Raw genomic sequence first — 25,080 nt, 5'->3', positions numbered from 1 at the left:
CCTCCGGCCCCGGCAGGTTCTCCCTACGAGGCCGGCGCCACGCCCTCCTTCGGCCGGCCCAGCAGACCCGCCAGCCCCTCCTCGAAAAGGGTGTAGACGACCGGCACCACGACCAGGGTCACCAGCGTCGACGACAGCAGCCCGCCGATGATGACGCGGGCGAGCGGCGCCTGCAGCTCGGAGCCCTCGCCGATGCCGAGCGCCATCGGCACCATGCCGAGCAGCGTGGTCGACGTGGTCATCAGGATCGGACGCAGCCGGGTGCGTCCCGCGCGCTCCACCGCAGCGCGCAGCGGCATGCCGTCGCGGCGCCGCAGGATGTTCGTGTAGTCGACGAGCAGGATGGCGTTGTTGACGACGAGCCCGCCCAGCACGATGACCCCCATGAACGCCTGCAGGCTGAACGGCGTTCCGGTCAGGAGCAGGGACGCGACGATGCCGATGCCGGCCAGCGGGATCGAGAGCAGGATGATGAACGGGTCGCGCAGCGACTCGAACTGCGCCGCCATCACCGCGTAGACGAGGAACATGGCCAGGATCAGGACGAGTTGCATCTGGCCGAACGACCGCGCCTGCTCCTCGACCTCGGCGCCGAAGCCCACGGAGAAGTCGGTCGGCGCCGCCATCTCCGGGATCCGCGCGTTGACGGCCGAGACCGCCTCGCTCAGCGTCGTCTCGATCTCCGCGTTGACGCGGACGATCCGCTCCTGGTTCTTGCGCTCGATCTGCTCCGGACCGGACTCGGCGCGCACCGCGATCACGGTGCGCGCCGGGATGACCATGCCCCCGGGCGTACTCAGCGGGACGTCGTTGATGTCCATCGTCCGCAGCCGGTCCTCCTCGCGCAGGCGCACGACGATGGGATACTCGTCGCCCCGCTCGCGGTAGAAGGCGGCCTCGGTGCCGGCCACCCCGGTGCGCAGCGCGTCCGCGACCTGCGACACGCGCAGGCCGAGCAGCGCGGCCTTGGCGCGATCGACCTGAATGGCCAGCTCCGGCCTGCCCTGCTCGGACGCCATCTCCGCGTCCGCGACCCCCTCGGTGGTGTTCATGACGGCCATGGCCCGCTCCGAGACCCGGCGCGCGTCGTCGAGGTCGTGGCCGCGGATCTCCAGCGCCAGCCGCGCGTCGTCGCCGGAGCCGCTGCGCATCAGCCGCGTCATCATCCGGTTGCCCCCGGAGGCCCGCGCCCGGATGATGGCGCCGGGAATGGTGTTCAACGAGCGCCGCAACGCCATGGCGATCTCGTTGCTCGATCGCTCCCGCTCGGTCTTGTCCAGCAGGGTCACCGTCATCGAGCCGCGGTGGCTGGACCCGCCGCCGAACGGACCGCGCCCGCCGCCCACCTGATTGGTGATGTTGACCGCCTCGGGCACTTCCGCCCGAATGCGGTTCTCCAGCTCCAGCATCACGTCGCGGGTGCGCTCGAAGCGGGTTCCGATCGGCAGCTCGGCGGAGATGCGCACCTCGCCCTCGTCCACCTCGGGAGTCAGCTCGATCGGGATGGTCGGCGCCAGCATCACCGTCACCCAGACGAGAACGCCCGCGACCACGAGCACGGTGGGCCGGTGCGCCAGCGCGTGATGTATGCCCTGCTGGTAGATCTCGTCGAGGCGCTCGAGGCCACGCTCGCTCAGCGTCAGAAACCGGCCGTAGGCCCCCGTCCGCTGGTCCGCCGGCGGCGGCAGCCGCAGCAGCCGCGACGTCATCACCGGCACCAGCGTCACCGCCACGAACAGCGACATCGCCAGCGCGATCATCACCACGACCGCCAACTGGCCGAAGACGATGCTCGACACCCCGGTCAAGAACAGCAGCGGCAGGAACACCGCCACCTGCGTCAGGGTGGACGCGACGATGGCCCCGCTGACCTCCTCGGTCCCGTCCACGCTCGCGGTGATCCGGTCCTTGCCTCCTTCCATGTGCCGGAACGTGTTCTCGAGCACGACGATGGAGGCGTCGACGATCATGCCGACGCCCAACGCGAGCCCGCCGAACGTCAGCGTGTTGAGCGTGAAGCCGGCGAAGTAGACCAGCGCGAACGTGCCGATGATCGAGATCGGGATGGCGGTGCAGATGATGAGCGTCGTCCGGACGTTGCGCAGGAAAGCGAACAGCACCACCACGACGAGCATCGCGCCCCACAGCACGACGTTGCGGACGGCGTTGATCGAGCGCTCGACGAAGATCGCCGAATCCATCCGGGTGGAGAGCCGGACCGCCGGCATCTCGGTGTTGACGCGGTCGATCTCGGAGCGCACGGCCCGCGCGACCTCCACGGTGTTGCGCCCCGACTGCTTGCTGATCATCATCTGGACGGCGGTGCGTCCATTGATGCGGATCAGCTCCTCCTGGTCTTCCGTCCCGTCGCTCACCTCCGCGATGTCGCGCATGTACACCGGCACGCCGCCGCGCGTCATCACCACCACGTTGCGGATGTCCTCCAGGTTCGCGAACTGCCCGGGGCTGCGCAGCAGGTAGGTCATGTCGCCGTCGTCGAGCTCGCCGATCGGCACGTTCTGGTTCTCGATCCGGAGCAGGTCGATGACCTCGTTCACGGCAAGATCGAGGGCGGTGATCCTGTCTTTCGCCAGCTCGACCCGGATCTGGCGGCGCAGGCCGCCGCGGACGGTCACCGTGGCCACCCCGGGCACCCGCTCCAGGCGCGGCGACAGGTCGTTCTCGGCCAGCTCGCGCAGGGCCACCGGCGTCAGATCGCCCTCCAGGCCCAGGAACATGATCGGCGCGTTGGCCGCGTCGAACTTGAAGATGACGGGCGGCTCGGCATCCTCCGGCAGCCTCCCCCGCATGCGATCGATCCGCGACCGGAGATCGTCCGCCGCCTCGTTCAGGTCGGTCCCCCAGTCGAAGTTCAGCCGAAGCTGGCTCTGCCCCTCCTGGGAGGTGGATACCACCTCCTCGAGTCCCGCGATGGCGGCCACGGTCTGCTCGAGCGGCCGGGTGACGAGCTCCTCCATCTCCAGCGGCCCGACGTCCGGATAGCTGACCGTGACGGTCAGGCTCGGAAACGTCACGTCGGGCATCAGGTCGACCGGCAGGCGCGACAGCGCCACGATGCCGATCAGCACGATGGAGATGCTCATCATCGACATCGTGACCGGGCGGCGGACGGCGATTCTGGGAAGGCTCATGACGGGCTCCGGTTCTACTGGGCGTTGCCTGCCGATTCCGCGTTACGGGTGGTTGCGCGGTGTCGATCAGCGCTGCGGGGCCGAGGAGGAACCCGGCCGACCCGCGGTGTCGCCCCGCCTCTGCCCCGCGGCGGCGCCGGGCGACGGCTCCGGTTCACGGGCGGTGCCGGACGGCGTGATGCCCAGCGCTTCGAGCACGGTGTTGCGGGGAGCCGGTACACGGCCGGCGGCGGCGCCGGACGCCGGCGACCCGGCGCTGCCGATCGCGTCGCGCCCGGCAACCGGCGCGGCCATCGCATTGCCGGCGCCGGGAACGGCGCTGCCCCGCACCGCATTTCCGGTGCCCGACGCTTCGTTCGCCGAGCCTCGCGACGCGGGACGACCGGCAGCAACGGCACGGCGCCCGGCCGTGTTCCCGTGAGTGGCGCCCGGTTCCGCAACCGCGCCCGGCGGGGCTCGGCGGGCGGCAGCAGAGCCCGGTCCCACGCCGCTGTCCGAGTTCACGCCGGGCGATCCGCCTCGTCCACGCGGTCCACCTGGCCCGGGTAGTCCGCCTCGTCCAGGACTGCCGCCCGGTCCGCCCGCGTCAGCCAGCAGAATCGGATCGCCGTGCTGCAGGCCGGCCGCGCCGGTGGTCACCACCCGGTCCCCTTCCGACAGGCCCTCCACCACCTCGACGTGCAGCTCGTCCTCCAGTCCGGTGACGAGCGAGACGAACTGCGCCGTCGGCGCCCCGCCCCCGGAGTCGACCCGGAACACGCCGCGCGCCGAGGTGCGGACCACCACCGCCTCGCGCGGAACGACCAGCGCCTGGCTCTTGTTGCCGACCACCAGGCTTACGCGGGCATACATCCCCGGCTTCAATCGGAAATCCGGGTTGGGGACCTCGATCTCGATCTCCGCGGTGCGAGTCGCCGGATCCAGGACGGGAGCTATTCGTGCGACGCGGCCATCGAACGACTCCGACGGAAACGCATCGACCTCGATGCGGGCTCGTACGCCCTCCTCCACCAACCGCAGATCGCGCTCGACCAGGTTGGCCACCAGGCGTACCAGGCTGATGTCGACCACGGACACCACCGCGGTGTTCGACGTCACGTACGCGCCCGGATCGAGATAGCGCCGGCCGATGAACCCGTCGACCGGCGAGACCATGACGGTGTTGTCCAGATTGATGCGGAGCTCCTCCAGCCGGGCGCCCGCCTCGTCGAACTGCGCGCGCGCCAGATCGAGCTGGGCGTTCGCGGCCTGATACCGCGCCTCGGCGTCATCGAGCTCCTGCCGCGAAACCAGCGCGCGGGAGAACAGGCTCTGCGACCGATCCCGGGTGGTCTCGGCGAGCAGGAGGTCGGCTTCGCGCTGCCGCACGGTCGCGCGGGCGACCTCGAACGACGCTTCGGCCTGGCTCACCTGCTGGCGGAGCTCGTCGTCCTCGACCCGCGCCACCTCCTGCCCGCGCGTCACCGGATCGCCGAGACGCAGCTCGACCTGCCGCAGGCGGCCGTTTATCTTGGGGGCCACCTCCACGGTGGCCGCACCCGTCAGGTTGCCGACGATCTGAAGCTGCTCGGCGATGTCCGACCGCACGACGCCGGCCGAATTCACGCGCATGGGCCGGGCACCGAAGGCGCCGCGGCCGCCCCCGGGACGAAACCCGCCGGGCGCGCCGCCGCCGGGCCGTCCCGGGCCTGCCTCTCCGGCGGGCATGACGCGCTGATAGACGAGCACGCTGGCAGCGCCCACGGCCACGAGCAGGAAGGCGGCAAGGTGTCTGGGCATATTCCTGGAGTCGAAGACGCCGCGACCGGCGCGATGGTTTACGCGGTCCGGCATTGCGTTACCAGTGACCGCTGGGGCGGCGGGTCTGTTCCCGCTGCCTGCCGCCGGACCGTGACGCGTCGCGCGGGCCCCGGTGCCGTCGCTACCGTAGCTCGATGTCGTAGACCCGCCGCAGCTCGCGGTCGCGGCCCCGCCGGCCGGCGTCGACGCGCGTGGTCACGATCAACTGCCGGTAGCCGCTCTCCGTGAGCCGTACCTCGTAGGCCTGGCGCACGCGGAGCTCCACCCGCGACTGCAGCTCGATGTCGGCTTCCAGCACCGCGCCGCGCCAGCGCGTCTTGCGCGTCACCCGCGCGCTGGTGCCGGCGAGCCCGGAATGCTCGCGGTCGTCGGGAATCAGCCGGACCACGCGGCGGTCGCCATAGGCCAGGACGATCTCCCGATCGTCCGCCGTAATGGTCATGCGGCGCGGCGCGGTCATCAGATCCCGCATCGCCTCCTGCATGTGCGCCCGCATCCGGGCCATCTGTTGCGGGTCGCCGCCGCCACCGAAGCCGCCGCCGCGCCCGCCGAAGCCGCCGCGCCCACCGAAGCCGCCGCGCCCACCGAAGCCGCCGCCCGGTCCCCAACCCGGACCACCGAAGCCGCCGGGGCCACGTCCCCCGCCATCGCCGTCGCGCCCGCCCGGCTGCGGCCGCAGCTCGTCGCTCAGGTCCTCGTTGATCACCCAGGAGCCGGCAAGCGCCCGCTCATGGTTCTGGACGGCACCCGCCGCGGCCGGCGCCGCGGCTGCCGCCCCCGATGCGACGCCGAACGCGACCGCCGCGATCACGCCGATTGCGAAGAGCTGCATGCTGATCCGGTACATCTCGGACTCCCTGCTGAGTGCACTCGCGGGCCGCCAGAATTCTTCCGCCCCACTCTCGATGCGTCAGACAGCCCGCTCGCGCGGACGGTAGGCTGCGAGGCGGAGCTCGTCGACGACGTCCTCGTGAAAGCGCGAGAACTCCGCCGCGGTCCGCGGCACACCGTTGGCGAGCGCAGCCGCGATGGCGCGCCGCAACATGGTATCCGGGATCCTCTCCGTCAAGGTCGTGAAATGCCGAATCGTCATGGCTCTCCCCCGACGCTGCCGTTCCCGAGTACAGACCGGGAAAGCAAGGGTGATATTCCCGCCTGCCGGCGGGCGAGCCGCGGGCGGTGTGCGGCGCCGACATTCACCCGGACGCTGCCTGGCCGCGCCCGGGCGAGCGGGATCAGAAGCGGAACAGGCGGTTCATCTTGACCACGAAGCCGCGATTGCGCAGCTCCGAGAACCGGTCCGGGCGCAGGGGATCGGTCTCGCGGTCCTCCGTGTAGACCACGAACAGCTCGCTGCCGGGCGCGTACTCCCAGCGCAGCCGCAGGTTGTTGCTGACCGTGTTGCTGCTCGAGTTGTACTGAATCAACCCGCTGAAGAACATCCGCGGCGTGAAGGTCCAGTTCACGCGCGAAACGATGAGGTCCGTGCGGAACGATCCGTACGGAGAGTCGATCCAGTTGACCGAGACGCTCGGCTCCAGCGAGAGCCGCTGGGTCACCTCCATGCGTCCGCGACGGAAGGCGACCGTGCGGATGCTGCCGTCGAAGTAGTCGCCGGCCAGCACGGCCAAGGTCCCGTTGAGGCGGCGCTGGGTGCCGGGCGACCAGGTGGCCTCGACGTCGAAGAAGCTGTAGCCGCCGACCGGAAAGATCACGTCGTCCGGCCCCGGGGTGAACTCGCGGTGGAGAAACTCGTAGTTCTCCGCCACCGACACGCCGAACCGGTCGCTGTTCTCGAGCTCGGTCGAGAATCCCAGTTGGGACTGCCGGGTCTCCACGATTCCCAGATCGGCCGTCTCGATGTAGTCGTAGCTTCCTTCGAGCCGGAACTGGCGGATGTTGGCCAGCGACTGCGGACGGGGGCTGAACCGCGCCCTCGCGTAGCTGCGGCGGAAGTTGTCGCGCCGGAGGAAGCCGACCTCCGGGATGAAGTTCTTCTCGACCAGCAGGTGCTCGGCCTGAAAGCCGTAGCGGTCGCCACCGTAGTCGAAGCGCCCCTGGTAGCTCAGGTCGTCCCCCCGCCGCGTGGGATCCGGAACCTGGGTGCGGGCCATGTACCCCAGCAGGCTGACGTTCTCGTAGAAGGAGAACGTCGCGTCGGCGCCGTAGGACTGGCTGGAACCGTCGCCCACGAGCGACAGCGACCGGTTCGTGAAGATCGCGCCGAGGCTGCTGCGGCGCAGGATGTCGCGCTTGAGGCGTACCACGGTGAAGTTCGTCATCTCCGCGCCCGCCAGGACCTCGTCGTCGGTCTGGATGTTCAGGGCGCCGACGTCGAACGCGCCGATCTTGCCGGTGAGCCGTCCACCGCCCACGATGGGCACCACGGTTCCGTTCTGCAGGCCGATCCGGCGGCTGTAGAAGATGGTCGGGGCGTTGCCGCCGCCGAAGAAGCCGCCGCCGGTGCGGCGCAGCGCACCGCCGAACCCGCCGAAGAAACCGCCGCGCGCAAAGTCGAAGATGCCGCGGCCCTCCAGGAAGAACTCCCGCTTCTCGGGGAAGAACAGGTTGAAGCGGGTCAGGTTGACCTGCTGTTCGTCCACCTCGACCTGCGCGAAGTCGGTGTTGAGGGTGAAGTCGGCGGTCAGGTTCTGGGTGACGCCATACTTGACGTCGAGGCCGCCGTTCCCGTCACCGGCGTTGCGTATCGGCGGCGACGCGGCGAGGTTGGTGCTGACGCCGCCGATCCCGTACGGCTTGACCTCGAGGTTCTTGCTGCCGCTCGGCGCGTCGAGTCCGACCAGCGTGGCCGCATCGGAGACGCGGAAGATCCCGCCCGGTCCCGACCCGGCCGAGATCGGCAACGGCGTGATGTAGTTCCACTCGTTCTTGCGCCGCACGTTGCGCCGGAGCTGCACGCCCCAGACCTGGGAGGGTCCCGGGCGGTAGCGCAACGACTTGAACGGGATCTCCATCTCCACCGTCCAGCCGCCCTCGAAGCGGCCGGTGCGGACGTCCCAGACCGGGTTCCAGTCGCTGTTCGGATTGCCCTCGTTGGTGATCTGGAAGTCGGCGATCGCGCCGAGGGGATTCGTGTAGAACGCCACCGCGTTGCGGCGGTCGTAGAAGGTGTCGAGGATGATCGCGAAGGTGTCGTTCTGGCGGAGCTGCCGCGTGTCGCGGCGCATCTCGTTGGCCACCCACTGGGTCGGCGGCGCCGAGTCCCAGATGCGGGCGCCGACGTAGATGTTGTCCGCGTCGAACAGGATCCACGCTTCGGTCTTCTCGGTGGCGGGCGCGCCCTCGTCGGGGGCCTGCTGGATGAAGCCGGTGATGGCCGGCACGGTGTAGTAGACGCGCTCGTCGAGCTGGCCGTCGAGACGGACCGGGTCGTCCACCTCGACGGCGCGGATCGTCGCCCGCCGCGCCTCGTCGCGGCGGATGACGTCCGGCGGGAGCGGCGGCGGCGGTCCGTCGATGAACCCGGGGGCTACACGCGCGGTCTCGAAGCCGGCCACGCCGGCGGATGGAGATGCAGCCGCTTCTGCAGGCCGTGGCGCTACCGGTTCCGCAGCAAAACCCTGTCCGTTGTTCGCGTCCGCAAAGGCGAGCAATTCGGCCGCTACGCGATCTTGAAGCGCGAACAGCTCGGCGACGGGCCCGTCCACCACCGTCGCGCCGACGGCCGCGCCGTTCCGCACGTCGACCAGCCTCGCCGTGATGCGCATCCGTTCGCCGACGCGCTGGTAGCCCCCGCCCGCCACGAGGCGCGCCCCGACGGCGCGGCCCACCTCGACGAAGTCCGCGTTGGAATCCGGCGTCCCGCCGGCTACGGCCACCGCCAGGGCCGCCTCATGGACCGTTTCGCGCCCGATCGGCGTCAGCGTCGCGCGGCCGTGCAACTCGGCCGTCACGGTTTCCGCCATCCCGGCGCCGATCCAGTCGTCGTCCGGGACACCGCTGATGTTCACGAAGGGAAGCACGGCCACCGCGACTGGCGGCTCGACCTGCGCCCGCACTGCTGCGGAAGCGAGCCCTCCGATCACGATGCACAACGCAATCCGGGCCGTCCATGAATGCAGCATGCAACCGTAGACGCCGACCCGAAAGCCGCCGTTTAGCCGTTCCGCCCTTCGAACGACTACAGCAGGCCGGGAAGCAGCACCGCCACGTCGGCGTGCAGTGTGGCGAAGCCGGAATCGAGCGTCGCCCGTCATTGGACCCGCGCCGGATAATCGACTACCGTCGTTCGGCACCGAGCCGGAAGAGATGATGCGAAGGGCCTGCGTCCTGCTGGCGGCGCTCGCGCTCACCGCCTGTGGCGCGACCACCGCACCGGCCCCGGATGCTCTGGCGACTGCCCCTTCGCCGCCCGGTACCGACCCGCCGCCGCCGAACATCCTCTGGATCGTCGCCGAGGACCACGGTCCCCATCACCGCAGCTACGGCGACGCCTACGCGGTCACGCCGAACCTGGACCGGCTGGCCGCCGAGGGCGCCCGCTTCACGCGCGCCTTCGCGGTGACCCCGGTCTGCGCCCCGGCGCGTTCGGGGATCATCACCGGCATGTACCCGACGTCGATCGGCTCGCATCACATGCGGTCCACCGCCGTGCCGCCGCCTCACGTCAAGGGCTTCACCGAACGGCTGCGCGCGGCCGGGTACTTCACGACCAACAACGCCAAGACCGACTACAACTTCTCGCCCTGGCTGCCGACCGAGACCCGCCGCGCGGTGCGCGAGGCGCCGCTCGGGCTTTGGGACCAGAACGGCGAGCACGCGCATTGGCGCAACCGGGCGCCCGGGCAGCCGTTCTTCTCGGTGTTCAACCTCGGCGCGTCGCACGAGGGCCAGGTCCGCATGCCGGACGACCGTTTCGCCGAGCGGACCGCGGAGTTGACGCCGGCGGCCCGCCACGATCCGGCCGCGGCGCCGTTGCCGCCGTACTACCCGGACGTCCCGGAGGTCCGCCGGGACATCGCGCGGTACTACGACCTGGTCACCGTGATGGACGCAGAGGCGGGCGAGATTCTCGCCGCGCTCGAGGCCGACGGGCTGGCCGGCGACACGGTGGTCTTCTTCTACGGCGACCACGGCTGGGGGCTGCCGCGCGGCAAGCGCTGGGTCTACGACTCCGGACTGCGCGTGCCGCTGCTGGTCCGGTGGCCGGGCCGCATCGAGCCGGGCACGGTGCGAGGCGACCTCGTCAGCTTCATCGACTTCGCCCCGACCCTGCTGTCGCTCGCCGGCGTTACGGTCCCGGCGCACATGCAGGGCCGCGTCTTCCTGGGCGCGGACGCGGCGCCCGAGCCCGAGCACCTGTTCTTCACCCGCGACCGGATGGACGAGACCTACGACCGCATCCGCGCGGTCCGCGACCACCGCTACAAGTACATCCGGAACTTCGCCCCCGAACTGCCCTATGCGCAGCGCATCGCCTACATGGACCTGATGCCGACGATGCAGGTCTGGCGGCGGCTGGCGGCGGCAGATGAGCTGGTGGGGCCGCAACGCCACTTCATGGCGGGGACGAAGCCGGCGGAAGAGCTCTACGACACCGAGACCGACCCGCACGAAGTGCTCAACCTGGCCGGCGAACCGGCTCACACGGAGCGGCTCGCCCGGATGCGCGCCGCGCTCGACGAGTGGATCGCGACGACCGGCGACCTGGGCGCGATTCCCGAGATCGACCTGGTGCGGCGCTTACGCCCCGAGGGCGTCTACCAGACGGCCGCCCCGCCGAAGGCGGATCCGCCCGGCGGCATGTTCCACTACCCGCCGACGGTGGAGCTGACCTGTCCGACCGAGGGCGCGACGATCGAGTACACCACCGAGCCGGGCGACGCGCCGCGCTGGAGACTCTACGCCGGCCCGTTCCGGATGCTCGACTGGGAGCTCCGGTTCCGCTGCGGCCGGCTCGGCTACTTCGACAGCGAGACCGTGCAGTACGATTTCCACATCGACTACAACTGGTGGTAGTGAACCGGATGCGTTCCCGGCCAGACCGAGGAGGACCGATGAATCGCCTCATTGCAACGTTCGTGACCCTGTCCGTGATTGCGCTCGGCGTCGCCGCGACCGCTTCGGCGGATGTGGTCCGCGTCGACGTCGAGAGCCGCGCCGACGTCGCCGGCGGCATGGCCTATGGCCTCGCAGGGCCCTACGAGAAGCTGGCCGGCATGGTGCACTTCGAGGTCGACCCGGCGAATCCGGCCAACCGGATCGTCACCGACATCGACTTCGCGCCGCGCAACGACCGCGGCATGGTGGAGTTCCGCTCGAACTTCTTCCTGCTGAAGCCGAAGGACGCCGCGCGCGGCAACGGCACCGTCCTCTACGAGGTGTCGAACCGCGGCGGCAAGGGGATGCTCGGCTACTTCAACAACGCGGCCGGCAGCCGCGACCCGCAGACGGCCGAGGAGATGGGCGACGGGTTCCTGCTGCAGAACGGCTTCTCGCTGCTGTGGCTCGGCTGGCAGTTCGACGTGCCGGTGCGCGACGGTCAGATGCGGCTGCACACGCCGGTGGCCACCGACGACGGCAACCCGCTCACGGGGCTGGTCCGCAGCGAGGTGATCGTCAACCAGCGCACATACGACCGCTCGCTCGCCGACCGGAGCCACATCGCCTATCCGGTCGCCGACCCGGGCGACCCGGCCAACGTGATGACGGTGCGTGACGGCGTCGACCAGCCGCGGCGCGTCGTGCCGCGCGACCAGTGGCGCTTCGCCCGGCGCAACGACGACGGCTCGGTCGTCGACGATCCGACCCGGGTCTACCTGGAGGGCGGTTTCGAGCCGTTCAAGATCTACGACGTGGTCTACGTCGCCAAGGACCCGGCCCTGGTCGGGCTCGGGCCCGCGGCGGTCCGCGACATGATCTCGCAGATGAAGTACGAGGCGACGCCGGCGCTGGGCCTGCCGGCCGACGCCATCGAGCATGCCATCGCCTGGGGCGTCTCGCAGAGCGGGCGCTTCCTGCGGACGTTCCTGCACCACGGATTCAATGTCGACGAACAGAACCGGCGGGCGTTCGACGGCGTGATGTCGCACGTGGCGGGCGGCGGACGCGGCAGCTTCAACCACCGCTTCGCGCAGCCGTCGCGCGACGGCCACCCGTTCCTGAACAAGCTCTACCCGAGCGATATCTTCCCGTTCACCGACGTGGTGCAGCACGACCCGGAGACGGACATGCGAGACGGCCTGCTCGCGGGTATCCAGCCCGGACACATGCCGAAGGTCTTCTACACGAACTCGTCCTACGAGTACTGGGGCCGCGCCGCGTCGCTGATCCACACCACCCTCGACGGGACGGCGGACGCGCCGCTGCTCGACAACGTTCGCATCTACTCGTTCGCCGGCGGCCAGCACGGTCCCGGCCGCTTCCCGCCGCGGCGCACGAGCGGTCAGGAGCTGAGCAACCCGAACGACTACTCCTGGTTCCTGCGGCCGCTGCTGCTGGCCATGGATCGCTGGGTCGACGACGACTCGGCGGCCCCGCCGTCCAGCGTCTTCCCGCGCATCGCGGACGACGATCTCGTGCTGCCCGAGAACCTGGGCTTCCCCGAGCTGCCGGGCGTCGGACAACCTGCCGTGCCGCACCTCGCCTACCGGGCCGTCTACGGGCCGGAGTTCCGGACCCGCGGCATCGCCTCGGAGCAGCCCCCGGAGGTGCTCTCGGCGTTCCCGATCCTCGTGCCGAGCGTCGACGCCGACGGTAACGAGACCGGCGGCCTGATGATGCCTGAGGTCGCCGTGCCGCTGGCCACGTACACCGGCTGGAACCTGTTCCATGCCGAGGCGGGGCCGACCGACGTGCTGTCGAGCATGCAGGGCTCCTACGTCCCGTTCCCGCGGACGGTCGATGACCGCCGCCGCACCGGCGACCCGCGCTCGTCGATTCAGGAACGCTACGGCAGCCGCGCCGAATACCTCGGCCGGGTAACGGAGGCCGCCCTTGCACTGGTGGGCGACGGATACCTGCTCGCCGGAGACCTCGCGCCCATCCTGGCCCAAGCCGCACGGCACTGGGACTACCTGATGGAGGAGGACACCGGCAACGACGGCCAGCAGTGACCACGGCGGGCGGGGCCTCGGCGCCCCGCCCGCGCACTGCTTCATCGTCCTGGTGGCGTTCATCGGCAGCACGCCGCCGGGTGGCGACCGGTGCGGCGTGCTATCGTGAACATCGTGGCCAAGGACGGCTCCCGCGCCGAGACCGAGCGTCAGGCCACGATGCACACCGGGCCCCTCGGGTCCACCATCCACGTCCTGCACGCCGACCCGCAGACCGTGGTCGAGCTGGCCTCCATCGACTGGAACCGGTCGTTCCGGCGCGTCTACCTCGATCCCGTGCGCGGCCTCATCACGCTGATGGCCCCGTCGCGGCTCCACGAGGAGCTTGCCCGGACCCTCGACCATGTGGTGGATGTCGCGGCAAGCGCGCTCACAGGTGCGGTGAAAGGGCTCCTTGCGGCGCGGCTTCGGGAACCAACTGCTCCCCCTGGTACGGGCATGGAGCCGGACTGCGCGTTCTACGTCGGTGAGCAGGCCAGGGCCTACCGCGCCGTACTCGCGGAGGGAAAAGAGGCGGCCGATGCGTTCTTCGACGCGAACGCACCCGATCTCGTGGTAGAGGTCGAGATCACGAGCGCCGACGAGAGCAAGATCGAGCGCTACGCCGACCTGGGGGTGCCGGAGCTCTGGCTGCTGCAGGATCCGGACGGGTCCGGCACTCCGCGGGCAGAGTTCCGCGCCTTGCGTCCCCGAACGGCGCCGCGGCGTCTCGCCTCCTCCAACGTCCTCGGGGGACTCACGCCAGACGATGTGTGCGAGGCCGTGGCCGGTGTGCGACTCAGCGTGACCCGTGACGAACGCACGGCGGCCGTGGCGCGCATCGTGCGCCGCCGGCAGCGGGCCTGCGTCCGCGTGCGAGAGGCGGAGGCGTCGTACGCTCGTTCCGGCTGAGAGCAACGGCGGGAAACCCGCCGATCACGCCCGAGACGCCAACGCATCGAGTCGTTCCCGCAGCACAGGGAGACGAACGCCCTCCTGGACGAGTCCAGGCATGGCGTTGAGGAAGTCCTCCGAGCGGAGCAGTGCCCCACACTCGTTCTGGATGTAGCCGCGCACGTCCTCCGGCGCGTTTCGCACATCGGCAACCAGCTCTTCTCGTCCGTCGACAACCGTGATGATGTCTTCGAGGTCATGACTGGTGAGATAGTCACCGGCCCCGCGTCCGTGAAAAGCCTCCAGCTTGGTTGCAATGAAGTAGACAGGGGTGATGCGGCGAAGAGTCAACCCGGCCAGTTCGATGTTCTCAGACGATTCCATGGCCGGCAGATACCAGCGGTTGGCGAACCCCAGGACTTCCTCGTCAATCGGCATTACGTCTATCGTCAGGTTTCCTTGACGCCACCGGCAAGTCGGCGCACCCTCGCGAGCGTCCTGAACCAGTTCAAGCTCTCGGAGCCGGTCGGACAGCTCATCGTACTGGGCGTACGAATACACCTCGGCGATCACGTCGACGTCCGTCGTCGGTCGTACACCAGCGACCGCAGGATCCGTGATCAACAGTCCTGTAACACATCCGCCTACGAACACCACCTCTCCGAGCATTGGCTCCAGAGCCTGGGCCGCCGCCTGCAGCAACTGGAGGTTGGGATCATCTTGCATGAGGACGTTCTCTTGCCCGCTTTACGATCTCACGCTCAGCAAGGCTCCTCTCCCGAGCGCGACCGTCCCGCAAGGCGTCCAGCAGGGCCAGCAGCTCGTAGAGGTTCGGGTCCGCGCGCGCTGCCAGGGGTACAGTCTTGTATAGGGGCTCGATGGAGACGCCTCTGTGCTTCCCCATCGCGAACGGCCAGACGGGCGGGAGATCGGGGCCACCCGAGATCTGACGGTCCAAGGGCGGGGCTGCGTATGAAGTGAGCATTCCCCGGGTGACACCGCCTCGGACTGCCGGAAACATGTACTTAACGCCGTGCACGAAGAACTCCTCTGCCGCGCTCCGGTTGGGCCGGCTGCTGCGGGCGTCCTTGAAGACCAACCGTGCGGCTGCCAGCCTGTTCAGGGCAGCGTGTACCTGGGACCCGCTAAGGAGCAGGTCCGCAGCCATCCGCACCAAGGGTGGCCGGTGGTCGGCATAGCTCAGCAACTTCGCAAGCACCACGACGTCTTGGGAGAGCAGCGCAGACGGACTCATCGGCGTTCCATATTCCAGAATCTGGAATACAGAATAACACGACGGCCCTACTCGTTACGTCATGAGCGTCCGCTCGATGAACTCGCCCATCCGCAGGTCGACATGGGTGCCATAATGATCCGCACCATGTGGGAGACTTTCCGCGCGCGCCTCGGTCTCGGTTCCACCCGTCGGCGGCTGGGCGGCGCTTGCCTGTTGCTCGCCCTGGCAGCGACGACGGTTCCGGGCACGGCCGCCGCACAGGCACCCGAAGCGGCGAGCGCATCCCCGGCCGACGCGCTGCACGCCGAAGCCGCGCCGTTCTTCGCCGAGCACTGCGTCGTCTGCCACGGCAACCGCTTGAGCACGGTGAACCTCAATCTGGAACGGCTCGCCGCTACGCTCGACCCGCAGGCGGCTTCCAGAGAGCGGGATACCGCCGGTGCCGCCGTCGAGCCGCAGATCGATACGTGGACCCGGGTGCTGGGAAGGCTGAATGCCGGGCAGATGCCGCCCCCGGGACGCCCCCGACCGGCTGACGACGCGATCGCACGCCTGAGCGCGTCCATCGAAGCGTACCTGGCCGACGCAGGCTACCGCAGGACGGCCGATCCGGGTCGCGTGACCGCGCGCCGGCTCAACCGGGTCGAGTACGACAACACGGTCCGCAGCCTGCTTGGCGTCCACGGCAGCCCGGCCGACGAGTTCCCGATCGACGATTCCGGCTACGGCTTCGACAACATCGGCGATGTGCTGTCGGTGTCGCCGCTGCTGATGGAGAAATACGTCGCGGCGGCGAAGCGGCTCTCGCGCGTCGCCATCTTCGGCGAGCCGGTGCCCGCCGAGCCGACCCTGCTCGCCCGCTACATGGGCAGGCGCTCGCACGACGCCGGCAACGACCTGACCGGCGCGAACATCCTGCCCTACTCGATGCGGGGCGCCCTGTACGGCTCGCACCTGTTTCCGTGGGACGCCGAGTACGAGCTTCGCTTCCGCGCCGCCAACTACCGTTACAGCCGGCGGCAGCTCATCGCCCGCGGAGCGATCGAGGCGGAGGAGCACGACCGGCGCGACCGGGCGCTCGAAGCACGCATGACCGCCGAGGAACGGCTGGCCCGCTTCATCGAAGACGCCCGGCAGAGCCAGCCGCCGGTGCCGGTGGTCGCGACGCTCGACGGGCAGGTGTTTCGCGAGGAGCTCATCGAGGGGAGCAACGCCTTCGGGTACGAGCGCGGGGAGTTCGTCACGCGCGTGCCGGTGACGGCCGGGGTGCGCGACTTCCGCATCTCCTATCCGCACGTCGCCGACATCGACGACCCGCGCGACAACGTGATGGACGACGGCCGGCGGGTCCTGTACGTCGATTACGTCGACATCGTCGGCCCCTTCAACCCGAGCCAGGCCCCGCCCGCGAGCTACGACCGCATCTTGGTCTGCCGGCCCCGGCCGGGTAAGCACGACGAGGGCTGCGCCCGCGAGGTGGTGACGAACCTGGCCCGCCGCGCGTACCGCCGGCCGGTGACCGCGGCCGACGTCGACCCGCTGCTCGGCCTGGTGCGGCAGGCACGGGCGGCGGGCGATTCGTTCGAGGAGGGTATCCGGCTCGCTCTGCAGGCAGTGCTGCTCTCCCCCAACTTCCTGTTCCGCATCGAGCGCGACCCGGCGGCCGGTGAGGACGTGCGAGCGCTCGACGACCACGAGCTGGCTTCGCGGCTGTCGTACTTCCTCTGGGCCGACATGCCGGACGAGCGGCTCTTCCGGCTCGCCGATGCGGGACGGCTCAGCGACCCGGCCGTGCTGCGGGCCGAGACGCTGCGCATGCTGGCGGACCCGAAGGCCCGCACGCTCGTCACCGACTTCGCGGCGCAGTGGCTGCAGTTGCGCGCGCTCGACCGCGCCAAGCCGGACCCGGCGCGGTTCCCGACCGTCGACGACGAGCTGCGCGACGCCATGCGCATCGAGACCGAGTTGTTTCTGCAGACAATCGTGCGCGAGGACCGCAGCGTGCTCGACCTGCTCGACGCGCCGTTCACTTTCGTCAATGGCCCGCTTGCCCGCCACTACGGAATACCCGGGATCGACGGCGAGGCTTTCCAGCGGGTCGCTCTCGACGGACGACAGCGTAGCGGCCTGCTGTCGCACGCGAGCGTCCTGACCGTCTCTTCCTATCCGACGCGCACGTCGCCGGTGTTACGAGGCAAGTGGGTGCTCGAGAACCTGCTCGGGGCGCCGCCGCCGGAGCCGCCCGCGGACGTCCCGGCGCTGGAAGCCGACGGCGCCGCCAGTGGCGGCGCTACGCTCCGAGAGCAGATGGAGGCGCATCGCACCAACCCGAGCTGCGCGGTGTGCCACAACCAGATCGATCCGATCGGCTTCGGCCTGGAGAAGTACGACGCGGCCGGCGCCTGGCGGACGCACGAGGGCGACGCTCCAATCGACGATACCGGCGTGCTGCCCGACGGTACGACGTTCCGCGGGCCGGCCGAGTTGAAGCAGGTGCTGCGCGACCGCGCGGACGCGTTTCGGCGCAACCTGAGCGAGAAGCTGCTGACCTACGCCCTCGGCCGCGGGCTGGAGCACTACGACGCCGAGGCGCTGGCGGCGATCGTCGACACGGCCCGCGAGAACGGCGGCCGCTGGTCGGCGTTCGTCACCGGCGTCGTCGAGAGCGCGCCGTTCCGCATGCGGCGCGCCGAGACGCGTGCACGCCGAGAGTCGGCGCCGTAGAGCGGGACGAGCAAGGACGCGAACATGACCATGCAACGATCCCTTCCGCGACGGACCGTCCTCCGAGGCGTCGGCGCCACGCTGGCGCTGCCGTTCCTCGACGCCATGGTGCCGGCGTTCGCCCGCACCGCGCACGCCGCCGCGGCGCCGAATCGGATGGTCTTCGTCTACGTACCGAACGGCATCGTCATGCCGGAGTGGACCCCGGAAACCGCCAGTCCCATCGCTCCACTGCCCGTCGCGCTGCCCCGCGTGCTGGAGCCGATGACTCCCTTCCGGAGCGACATCTCGGTACTGAGCGGGCTTACGCACAATGGCGGCCGCGCGCTCGGCGACGGTCCCGGCGACCATGCACGCGCAGGGGCGAGCTATCTCACCGGCGTCCACCCGAGGAAGACCTACGGCGCCGACATCCAGGCGGGGGTCTCGGCCGACCAGATCGCGGCGGCGCACGTCGGCGGCGAGACGCGCTTCGGGTCTCTCGAGCTGGGCTGCGAGCCGGGTCTGCTCGGCGGCAATTGCGACAGCGGCTATAGCTGCGCCTACAGCAACAGCATCTCGTGGCGGACCCCCTCGTCGCCGATGCCGCTCGAAGCGAGCCCGCGGGCCGCCTTCGAGCGCCTGTTCGGCGCGGAGGACGTCGAACGGGACCCGGCGGTCCGCGCCCGGCAGCGGCGCTACGACCGCAGCGTGCTCGACGTCGTGCTGGGGGACGCCCGCCGCCTGAGCGGGACGCTGGGCCCGACCGATCGGCGCAAGCTGGACGAGTACCTGTTCTCGGTGCGCGAGATCGAGCGCCGCATCGCGAGCAGCGAACGGGACGCCGACCTGGCGCCTCCGGACCTCGACCGGCCCGCGTCCGGCCTCCCCGGCGACTTCATCCAGCACGTCCGCCTGATGTTCGACCTGATGACGGTCGCCCTCGCGGCGGACCTGACCCGTGTCATCACCCTGATGTATGCCATCGAGCTGAGCAACCGCGTCTATCGCGAGATCGACATCTCGGAGGCCCACCACGGCCTGACCCACCACCGCGGCGACCCGGTGAAGATCGAGAAGGTGACGCAGATCAACCGCTTCCACGTCGAACAGTTCGCCTACTTCGTCGAGAAGCTGCGCACCGCCGCGGACGGCGACGGGTCGCTGCTCGACCACGCGATGATCGTCTACGGCGGGGGCATCTCGGACGGCAACCGGCACGATCACCACGACCTGCCGACGCTGCTGGCCGGCCGCGGCGGCGGCCGCCTCACGCCCGGACGCCACGTCACCTACCCGGACGAGACGCCGATGGCCAACCTGCTGCTGACGATGCTGCACCACATGGGCGTGCCGGCCGAGTCGATCGGCGACAGCACCGGGGCCATCGCGCACCTGTCGGAGGTGTGAGACTCGCCGGCGCGAACCGGCGGCCGCTGGCGCGAGATCCTCGCTCTTGCTCGGGCGCCACTATTGACTTTTCGCGCCAAAATTGCACTAGCCGGCACCGTTATTGGAGTTTTTCGCATAGCGTCGAACGTCGACGTATCCAGGGACCTGTTGCGCTACTTGCGCGCGACGCCGGGTCGTCACCAGACTCATCAGACACGCCGGCGCGTGAGGCAACACCGGGCGGGACCGCCGAGGCGGAAGGAACCGAGACGTGAACGGTCAGCGCTCATCCGCGTACCTCAACGGACTGCTCCACGAGCTCCGCGCCCTGCCCGGCGAGACCGAATGGCTGGAGTTCAAGCAGAATTACGGCGACCCGCAGGAAATCGGTGAGTACCTCTCTGCGCTCGCCAACTCCGCGGCGCTGGTCGGGAAGGCTGCCGCCTATCTGGTCTGGGGCGTCCGAGATTCGGACTACGCCATCGTGGGAACGGCCTTTGATCCCACGGTTGCGAAGAAGGGCAACGAGGCGCTGGAGAGCTGGCTCCTGCGCCTGCTCGATCCGAAGATCGATTTTCGTTTTCTCCGTCTGGACACCGAGGCGGGACCCGTCATTCTGGCGGAGATCGCCCGGGCCGCACGCCATCCGGTGCGGTTCGCGGGCCACGAGTACATCCGCGTCGGAAGCTACAAGAAGAAGCTCAAGGACTTTCCCGAGGAACGGGCGCTCTGGCGCATCTTCGATCAGGTGCGCTTCGAGGACAGCGTTGCGGCGCAACGTGTCAGGGACGAGGAGATCCTGCTCCAGCTCGACTACCCGGCGTATTTCCACCTTCTCGGCGTACCGCTCCCTGACGGCCGCGCCGCCATTCTCGACGCCCTGCAGCGGGATCGTCTTGTCGCGCCTTGCGAGGCGGGCGGCTTCGACGTCACGAACCTGGGCGCCATCCTGTTTGCCAGGAATCTCGGCGACTTTCCGCGGTTGAAGCGGAAGTCAGTACGCGTCATCGAGTACCGCGGCAAGGGACGCACCGAGGGCCTGGGAGAGCGTGAGCACACCAAGGGCTACGCCTCCGGCTTCGAGGGGCTGATCGACTACGTCAACGCCAAGCTGCCCACGCACGAGGTCATCGGGCAGGCACTTCGGCGAACCATACCGGAATTCCCCGCGCCGGCGGTGCGGGAGTTGGTCGCCAACGCGCTGCTGCACCAGGACTTCTCCGTGACCGGGGCTGGGCCGATGGTGGAGATCTTCGACGGGCGCATCGAGATCACGAACCCCGGTGAGCCGCTGGTGGACACTCGGCGCTTCCTCGACAGCCCACCGGCTTCGCGGAACGAGGCGCTCACGTCGCTCATGCGCCGGTTCGACATCTGCGAGGAACGAGGCGGCGGAATCGACAAGGTCGTGGAACAGGTGGAACGTTACCAGCTCCCTGCTCCGCTCTTCGAGGTGCCCCCCGGCTCCACCCGCGTGGTCCTGTTCGCTCGCACGCCTCTGACCGACATGCACAGCAGGGAACGAGTTCGGGCCTGCTACCTGCACGCCTGCCTGAAGTACGTGACGCGCGACTTCCTGACCAACACCTCGCTGCGGGAGCGGTTCGGCGTCAAGACGAACAACAAGGCGACGGTCTCGCGGTACATCCGCGAGGCCGTGGCCGCGGGCGCGATCAAGCCGTTCGACGAAAACGCTTCCCCGAGGCTGCGAAAGTACGTCCCGTTCTGGGCCGGCGTCCTGCCAACCGGTAGTTGACAGGTAACCGTCGGAGCGCACGCTTTGTGCATGTAAACTATTGAAAATACGATCCTTACCGCAGTTGACGGGTAGTTGACCACCGCAGGGCAGCGAGGCGACACACGGGAGCCCCGTGGCCCATCACAGCCACCCGTTTCGACGGGCGATGCGAGCGGCTTCAACGCGGTTGCGCGCTCCGAGCTTGCTGATCGCTTCGGACAGGTAGTTCCGGACGGTCCCCTCCGACAAATGAAGGATCGCCGCGATTCCGGCGCCTGACATGCCCTCGCCAGCCAGGCGCAGCACCTGACGCTCGCGGTCGGTGAGCGGATCGGTCTCGAACCATGCCTCGGCAGCCACTTCCGGTGAGACGGCTCGACCGCCGGCCAGCACCTCGCGTACCGTCCGCGCGAGCTCCTCGGCGGGCGCGTCCTTGAGCAGGTAGCCGCTGACGCCCGCGTCCAACGCCCGGCGCAGATAACCGGGGCGGGCGAAGGTCGTGACGATGACCACCTTCATGCCCCGCTCGACCAGCCGCGCCGCGAGCTCGATCCCGGTCAACTGCGGCATCTCGATGTCTGCGATCACCAGATCCGGCTGCAGTCGTTCGGCCAGCCGCAGGGCCTCGGCCCCGTCCTGTGCCCGGGCAACGACCTCGATATCGTCCTCGAGGTCGAGCAGCGCCGACAACGCCCCCAGCACCATCGCCTGATCTTCAGCTACCAGCACCCGGATCACGCGTTTGCCTCCCGCGTCGTCGGCAGCCCGGCGGTCGGATGCTTCGGGTCGGCCGGGATGCGAACCGTGAGGGTCACGCCACGGGCTGCCGTTACCGTCACCCGGCCTCCCGCCCACTCGACCCGTTCGCGCAGACCGGCCAAGCCGGCACCCGCGCGGATCGTGCCGCCTCGCCCGTCGTCCTCGACAGCAAGGCGTATCCACCGACCCTCGCGAACCAGACTTGCGCGGCACCGGCGCGCGGCGGAATGGCGAACGACGTTCGTGATCGCCTCGCGCAAGCACATCGCCAGCACCTCCCCGCAATGCGACGATAGATCGAGGTTCGGCCTGTCTACCGTGAGCTCGATACCGCGCGCCGCACAAGCCAGCCTCGCGCTCGCCAGTTCGCTGTCCAGGTCCGCCCGCCGAAATCCGACCACCGCCTCACGTACTTCTCGCAGCGCATCGCGGGAGATGTTCTCAACGTCACGAATCTCCTGCTCGGCGCGGTGATCCCCACGTGCCATAAGCTTCGCGGCCAGCTCCGCCTTGATGGTGATTAGAGAAAGCGTGTGACCGAGAAGATCATGCAGGTCGCGTGCAATCCGTTCCCGTTCCGCGACGACCGCGAGCCGGCGCACCTCGGCCTGCGACAGCTTCAGCACTGCGTCCTGACGTTCGAGCTCACCAGAGTGGATACCCGCCGAGCCGACCAGCAGCGAGAGTGCACCACCGAACCACGGAACGAGGTTGACGAGGTCGAACACCAGCCACTCTACGACCACGAGCAGCACGATGCCCGCGAGCCAGAGGTAGGCGCGCGGCGGTCGAGCCGCCCGACCGACGAACGCAGCAGCGTAGACGAAGAAGCTCGTTGCTCCCACATTCACCGGCGTCCACACGATCGCGATGAGCAGAATACCCACGATACTGAGCAGGATGCGTTGGCCGGAGCCCCGGTATCCGTTGAAGTAGAGCACCAGGAATACCGGCATGGTGAGCAGCGCGAGCGTGAACTCGACAGGCTCGAGCGGAACGAAGAACCACTTCAGGAAAAAGCCGATCAGCCAGAACAGCCACAGGTACGGCATCAGGCCCACGCGGGTCGTCGCCGGCAGTAGGCGCCGGTGTAGCGCGAAGATTGCTCCGCCGACCGCATCGCCGAGGCTACCGGCCATCACCTGATTTCCGCGTCGTCGAGGTCGAACCGAGGCGCCAACTCTCCGTAGTCACGCATTGGTGTGCCCTCCAGCCGACGCCGTCGTCGAACCGCGACTCGAGCTTCCCAACTAGCGAACTCCTTCGCCAACCGGGAACCGTGACGGCGCAAGCGTGGGCCGAACCGCACCGGGCAGGCGGAAACCGGCGCCGCCCACCAGATCGACACCGACAGTCCAGAGCAGCGTGCCGGCGGCCACCTTCCCGGGAGACCAGTCACGGGCATCGTTCGAGTACGCAGCCGCAAGGGCTCCCGAGACCGCCGCCAGCACGAGGTTCCCCCAGACCCAGCTGCTGACTTGCGGCTCTACCCGAATCTCTGACGTGCGGAAACCATCCTTCTCCAACCGAATCACTGCCTCGCGGCCGCCCTGGCCCCACCAGCGGTTTCCCAGAGAAACCGTCACGGGCGTTTCGCCCGCAGGTGCGCCGTCGACGGAGACCGCCGCTCCCGGAGGATCCGACGCCACGGACACCCTCTGCTCGAAGCCCTTGTTCATCGTGGCGCAACCGGACCCGACCGCTGCGGCGACTGCGGCCGCCACAAGCAAGGAACGACCCCTTCCAGTCCCGTGGATTGCCATTTCTGTACCTCCATGCCGTTCATCCGTCACGACTCCAGGCCCGTCCGGCACGCCTCTACTGTCTGTGCGACCGGCCTGCATGTTGTGCAGATGCTACAGACGAGGCCGATCACCCCGCTAGTGCGAAACGTCACAGAAAGGACATGACAAGTGTCATATGCTCGCTGCGGGCTTGGCGGATGGGTGAACCTACGCGGTCGTGCGCAGCCCAGAGGTTGGGATGGTGGGCCGGCGCGCCGGCGTTATGGCGATCGAGGCCGCAAACACGCTATTCTGCGTGGGTGAAGCGGACACGGGTGCCCGATGCGTCTTGACCGGACCAACCGTCGGCAGTTCACGCGTTGCCTGCCGCTCGTGGCGTCTGTCCTCCTTGCCTCGGTCGGCGTCGGTATTGCAGGCCCGTCGCCGGGAACCATCACCCTCGCGTCCGGCGCGCGTGAACTTGTACAGCCCGGAGCTCCAGCCAATGCGGCCGAGTTGACGCTCGACTCCTTTCGGACTGAGAACCCGCCCTGCTACGACCGGTCCGCACAGCCCCACACCGCGGTTGTCGACACCCACGTCCACTTCCGGCCGTTCGGCGGGCCCGCCGTCCCGTTCGAGGAGATTCTGGGGTACTTCGAGGCTACCGGGGTTCTGTTCGCCAACGTCTACGGCATCGGCCAGATGCTGCCGGCGTCGTCCTCCTGCACCTACTACCTGGACTGCCCCGGCACGCCGGTGACGCCGACGCTGAAGAACGACTTCGTCAACGCCGCCAATGTCGTCACGAAGACGCCGGACAGCCTGCACCTGACGCTCGCCATGACGTTCCCGGACCTGGCGGATCCCGACTCGATTCTTGCCGGGATGGAGCTCTTCGACGCCGAGTACCCGGGCCTCTTCCGCTGGATGGGCGAGGTCAACCTGGTCAAGCAGGCGCTGTACGACAACGGCCACGAGCCGGTCCCCATGGAAGCCATCGCCGGGTGGACCGGCTTCATGGAAGCGCTGCGCGAGCGCGGCATCCCGCTCGCGATCCACTCGGATCTCGGAAGCGACGACGAGCCGACCCGCTACCTTCCGCTGATGGAGGCGGTGCTGCGCCAGTATCCCGACAACGCGATCGTATGGGTCCACATGGGGCTGTCGCGGGAGCTGACCACCATGGACCCGCATCGCCACATCGCCCTGATGACGTCGATGCTGGAGCGCCATCCCAACCTGATGCTGGACATCGCGTGGCGGGTGATCGACGATGCCTACTTCTCGACGCCGGAGGGTCGGGCGGCGTACGTGCCGTTCCTGAACGCGTTCTCGGAGCGGATCCTCCCGGGCACGGACTTCCTGGCGTCGCGCGACAAGGACCTGGACGTCTATCGGGAGGAGCTGGAGGTCACGGGCCGCATCCACCGCCACCTGGACGACGACGCCTTCCGGAACATCGCCCTGGGTGGCAGCTACTTCCGACTGCTGGGTCTGGAGTACCACGCGCCCCCGATCTGCTCCGGGTGAGTCCGGACGCGCGACTCTTCGGCAGAGCAACCGGAACCGGCCGCGCGGCGCGCAGGAGGCCGACGCGGGCGGGTACGGCGGATGCGCGTGGCAC

General features: G+C 69.1%; 18 protein-coding genes. 8 read left to right on the top strand and 10 right to left on the bottom strand.

The window, feature by feature from the left end:
• Positions 1-23 precede the first annotated feature (23 nt).
• The 3 genes from F4X11_03450 to F4X11_03440 form a co-directional block, all read right to left on the bottom strand.
• Positions 24-3,152 carry an efflux RND transporter permease subunit gene (locus F4X11_03450; GenBank protein MYN64070.1) on the bottom strand — a complete coding sequence of 1,043 codons (3,129 nt, stop codon included), beginning with the start codon at positions 3,150-3,152 and terminating at the stop codon, positions 24-26.
• Between the two features lie 66 nt (positions 3,153-3,218).
• Entirely contained in the window at positions 3,219-4,985 is a 1,767-nt protein-coding gene (locus F4X11_03445) for an efflux RND transporter periplasmic adaptor subunit (GenBank protein ID MYN64069.1), read from the bottom strand.
• A gap of 88 nt (positions 4,986-5,073) precedes the next feature.
• Positions 5,074-5,436, bottom strand: coding sequence for a hypothetical protein (locus F4X11_03440; protein MYN64068.1), 363 nt, complete (start codon positions 5,434-5,436; stop codon positions 5,074-5,076).
• On the opposite strand from F4X11_03440, the gene F4X11_03435 reads away from it, so the two are divergent.
• Positions 5,435-5,890 (top strand): hypothetical protein, encoded by a 456-nt coding sequence (locus tag F4X11_03435; GenBank protein ID MYN64067.1) that lies wholly within the window; start codon positions 5,435-5,437, stop codon positions 5,888-5,890. The two genes, F4X11_03440 and F4X11_03435, sit on opposite strands and share 2 nt — an antisense overlap.
• Here the strand turns inward: F4X11_03435 and F4X11_03430 are convergent.
• Together F4X11_03430 and F4X11_03425 are read right to left on the bottom strand one after the other, a co-directional pair.
• Positions 5,863-6,045 carry a hypothetical protein gene (locus tag F4X11_03430; protein MYN64066.1) on the bottom strand — a complete coding sequence of 61 codons (183 nt, stop codon included), beginning with the start codon at positions 6,043-6,045 and terminating at the stop codon, positions 5,863-5,865. The genes F4X11_03435 and F4X11_03430 overlap by 28 nt on opposite strands.
• 142 nt (positions 6,046-6,187) lie before the next feature.
• A complete protein-coding gene (locus tag F4X11_03425; protein ID MYN64065.1) occupies positions 6,188-9,037 on the bottom strand; it encodes a hypothetical protein in 2,850 nt (949 codons plus the stop codon).
• Positions 9,038-9,224: 187 nt separating this feature from the next.
• On the opposite strand from F4X11_03425, the gene F4X11_03420 reads away from it, so the two are divergent.
• The 3 genes from F4X11_03420 (at position 9,225) to F4X11_03410 (ending at position 13,918) form a co-directional block, all read left to right on the top strand.
• Positions 9,225-10,931, top strand: coding sequence for a sulfatase-like hydrolase/transferase (locus F4X11_03420; GenBank protein ID MYN64064.1), 1,707 nt, complete (start codon positions 9,225-9,227; stop codon positions 10,929-10,931).
• A 38-nt stretch (positions 10,932-10,969) separates the two neighbouring features.
• A complete protein-coding gene (locus F4X11_03415) occupies positions 10,970-13,027 on the top strand; it encodes a hypothetical protein (GenBank protein ID MYN64063.1) in 2,058 nt (685 codons plus the stop codon).
• A gap of 105 nt (positions 13,028-13,132) precedes the next feature.
• On the top strand, positions 13,133-13,918 hold the full coding sequence (locus F4X11_03410; GenBank protein ID MYN64062.1) for a hypothetical protein: 786 nt from the start codon (positions 13,133-13,135) through the stop codon (positions 13,916-13,918).
• 24 nt (positions 13,919-13,942) lie between these two features.
• On the opposite strand, the gene F4X11_03405 is transcribed toward F4X11_03410, so the two are convergent.
• On the bottom strand, positions 13,943-14,626 hold the full coding sequence (locus F4X11_03405; GenBank protein MYN64061.1) for a hypothetical protein: 684 nt from the start codon (positions 14,624-14,626) through the stop codon (positions 13,943-13,945).
• Positions 14,616-15,155, bottom strand: a complete 540-nt coding sequence (locus F4X11_03400) for a hypothetical protein (protein MYN64060.1) — start codon at positions 15,153-15,155, stop codon at positions 14,616-14,618. Before F4X11_03400 ends, F4X11_03405 begins: the two co-directional genes overlap by 11 nt.
• 102 nt (positions 15,156-15,257) lie before the next feature.
• On the opposite strand from F4X11_03400, the gene F4X11_03395 reads away from it, so the two are divergent.
• From F4X11_03395 to F4X11_03385, 3 genes are all read left to right on the top strand, one after another.
• Positions 15,258-17,861, top strand: a complete 2,604-nt coding sequence (locus F4X11_03395) for a DUF1592 domain-containing protein (protein MYN64059.1) — start codon at positions 15,258-15,260, stop codon at positions 17,859-17,861.
• A gap of 24 nt (positions 17,862-17,885) precedes the next feature.
• The gene (locus F4X11_03390; GenBank protein MYN64058.1) at positions 17,886-19,250 is read left to right on the top strand and encodes a DUF1552 domain-containing protein; all 1,365 of its coding nucleotides are present in this window, start codon (positions 17,886-17,888) and stop codon (positions 19,248-19,250) included.
• A gap of 253 nt (positions 19,251-19,503) precedes the next feature.
• Positions 19,504-20,988 carry a transcriptional regulator gene (locus tag F4X11_03385; protein MYN64057.1) on the top strand — a complete coding sequence of 495 codons (1,485 nt, stop codon included), beginning with the start codon at positions 19,504-19,506 and terminating at the stop codon, positions 20,986-20,988.
• Between the two features lie 123 nt (positions 20,989-21,111).
• On the opposite strand, the gene F4X11_03380 is transcribed toward F4X11_03385, so the two are convergent.
• The 3 genes from F4X11_03380 to F4X11_03370 form a co-directional block, all read right to left on the bottom strand.
• A complete protein-coding gene (locus F4X11_03380; protein ID MYN64056.1) occupies positions 21,112-21,708 on the bottom strand; it encodes a response regulator transcription factor in 597 nt (198 codons plus the stop codon).
• The gene (locus tag F4X11_03375) at positions 21,705-22,868 is read right to left on the bottom strand and encodes a sensor histidine kinase (protein MYN64055.1); all 1,164 of its coding nucleotides are present in this window, start codon (positions 22,866-22,868) and stop codon (positions 21,705-21,707) included. The genes F4X11_03380 and F4X11_03375 overlap by 4 nt, the downstream gene beginning before the upstream one ends.
• Before the next feature lie 111 nt (positions 22,869-22,979).
• Positions 22,980-23,573 (bottom strand): PEGA domain-containing protein, encoded by a 594-nt coding sequence (locus tag F4X11_03370; protein ID MYN64054.1) that lies wholly within the window; start codon positions 23,571-23,573, stop codon positions 22,980-22,982.
• A gap of 222 nt (positions 23,574-23,795) precedes the next feature.
• Between F4X11_03370 and F4X11_03365 the strand changes: the two genes are divergently transcribed.
• A complete protein-coding gene (locus F4X11_03365; GenBank protein MYN64053.1) occupies positions 23,796-24,986 on the top strand; it encodes an amidohydrolase family protein in 1,191 nt (396 codons plus the stop codon).
• The last annotated feature ends 94 nt before the right edge of the window (positions 24,987-25,080 follow it).

The organism is Acidobacteriota bacterium (assembly GCA_009861545.1).
Lineage (GTDB): Bacteria > Acidobacteriota > Vicinamibacteria > Vicinamibacterales > UBA8438 > WTFV01.
This window is presented reverse-complemented; position numbering and strand designations above follow the sequence as displayed.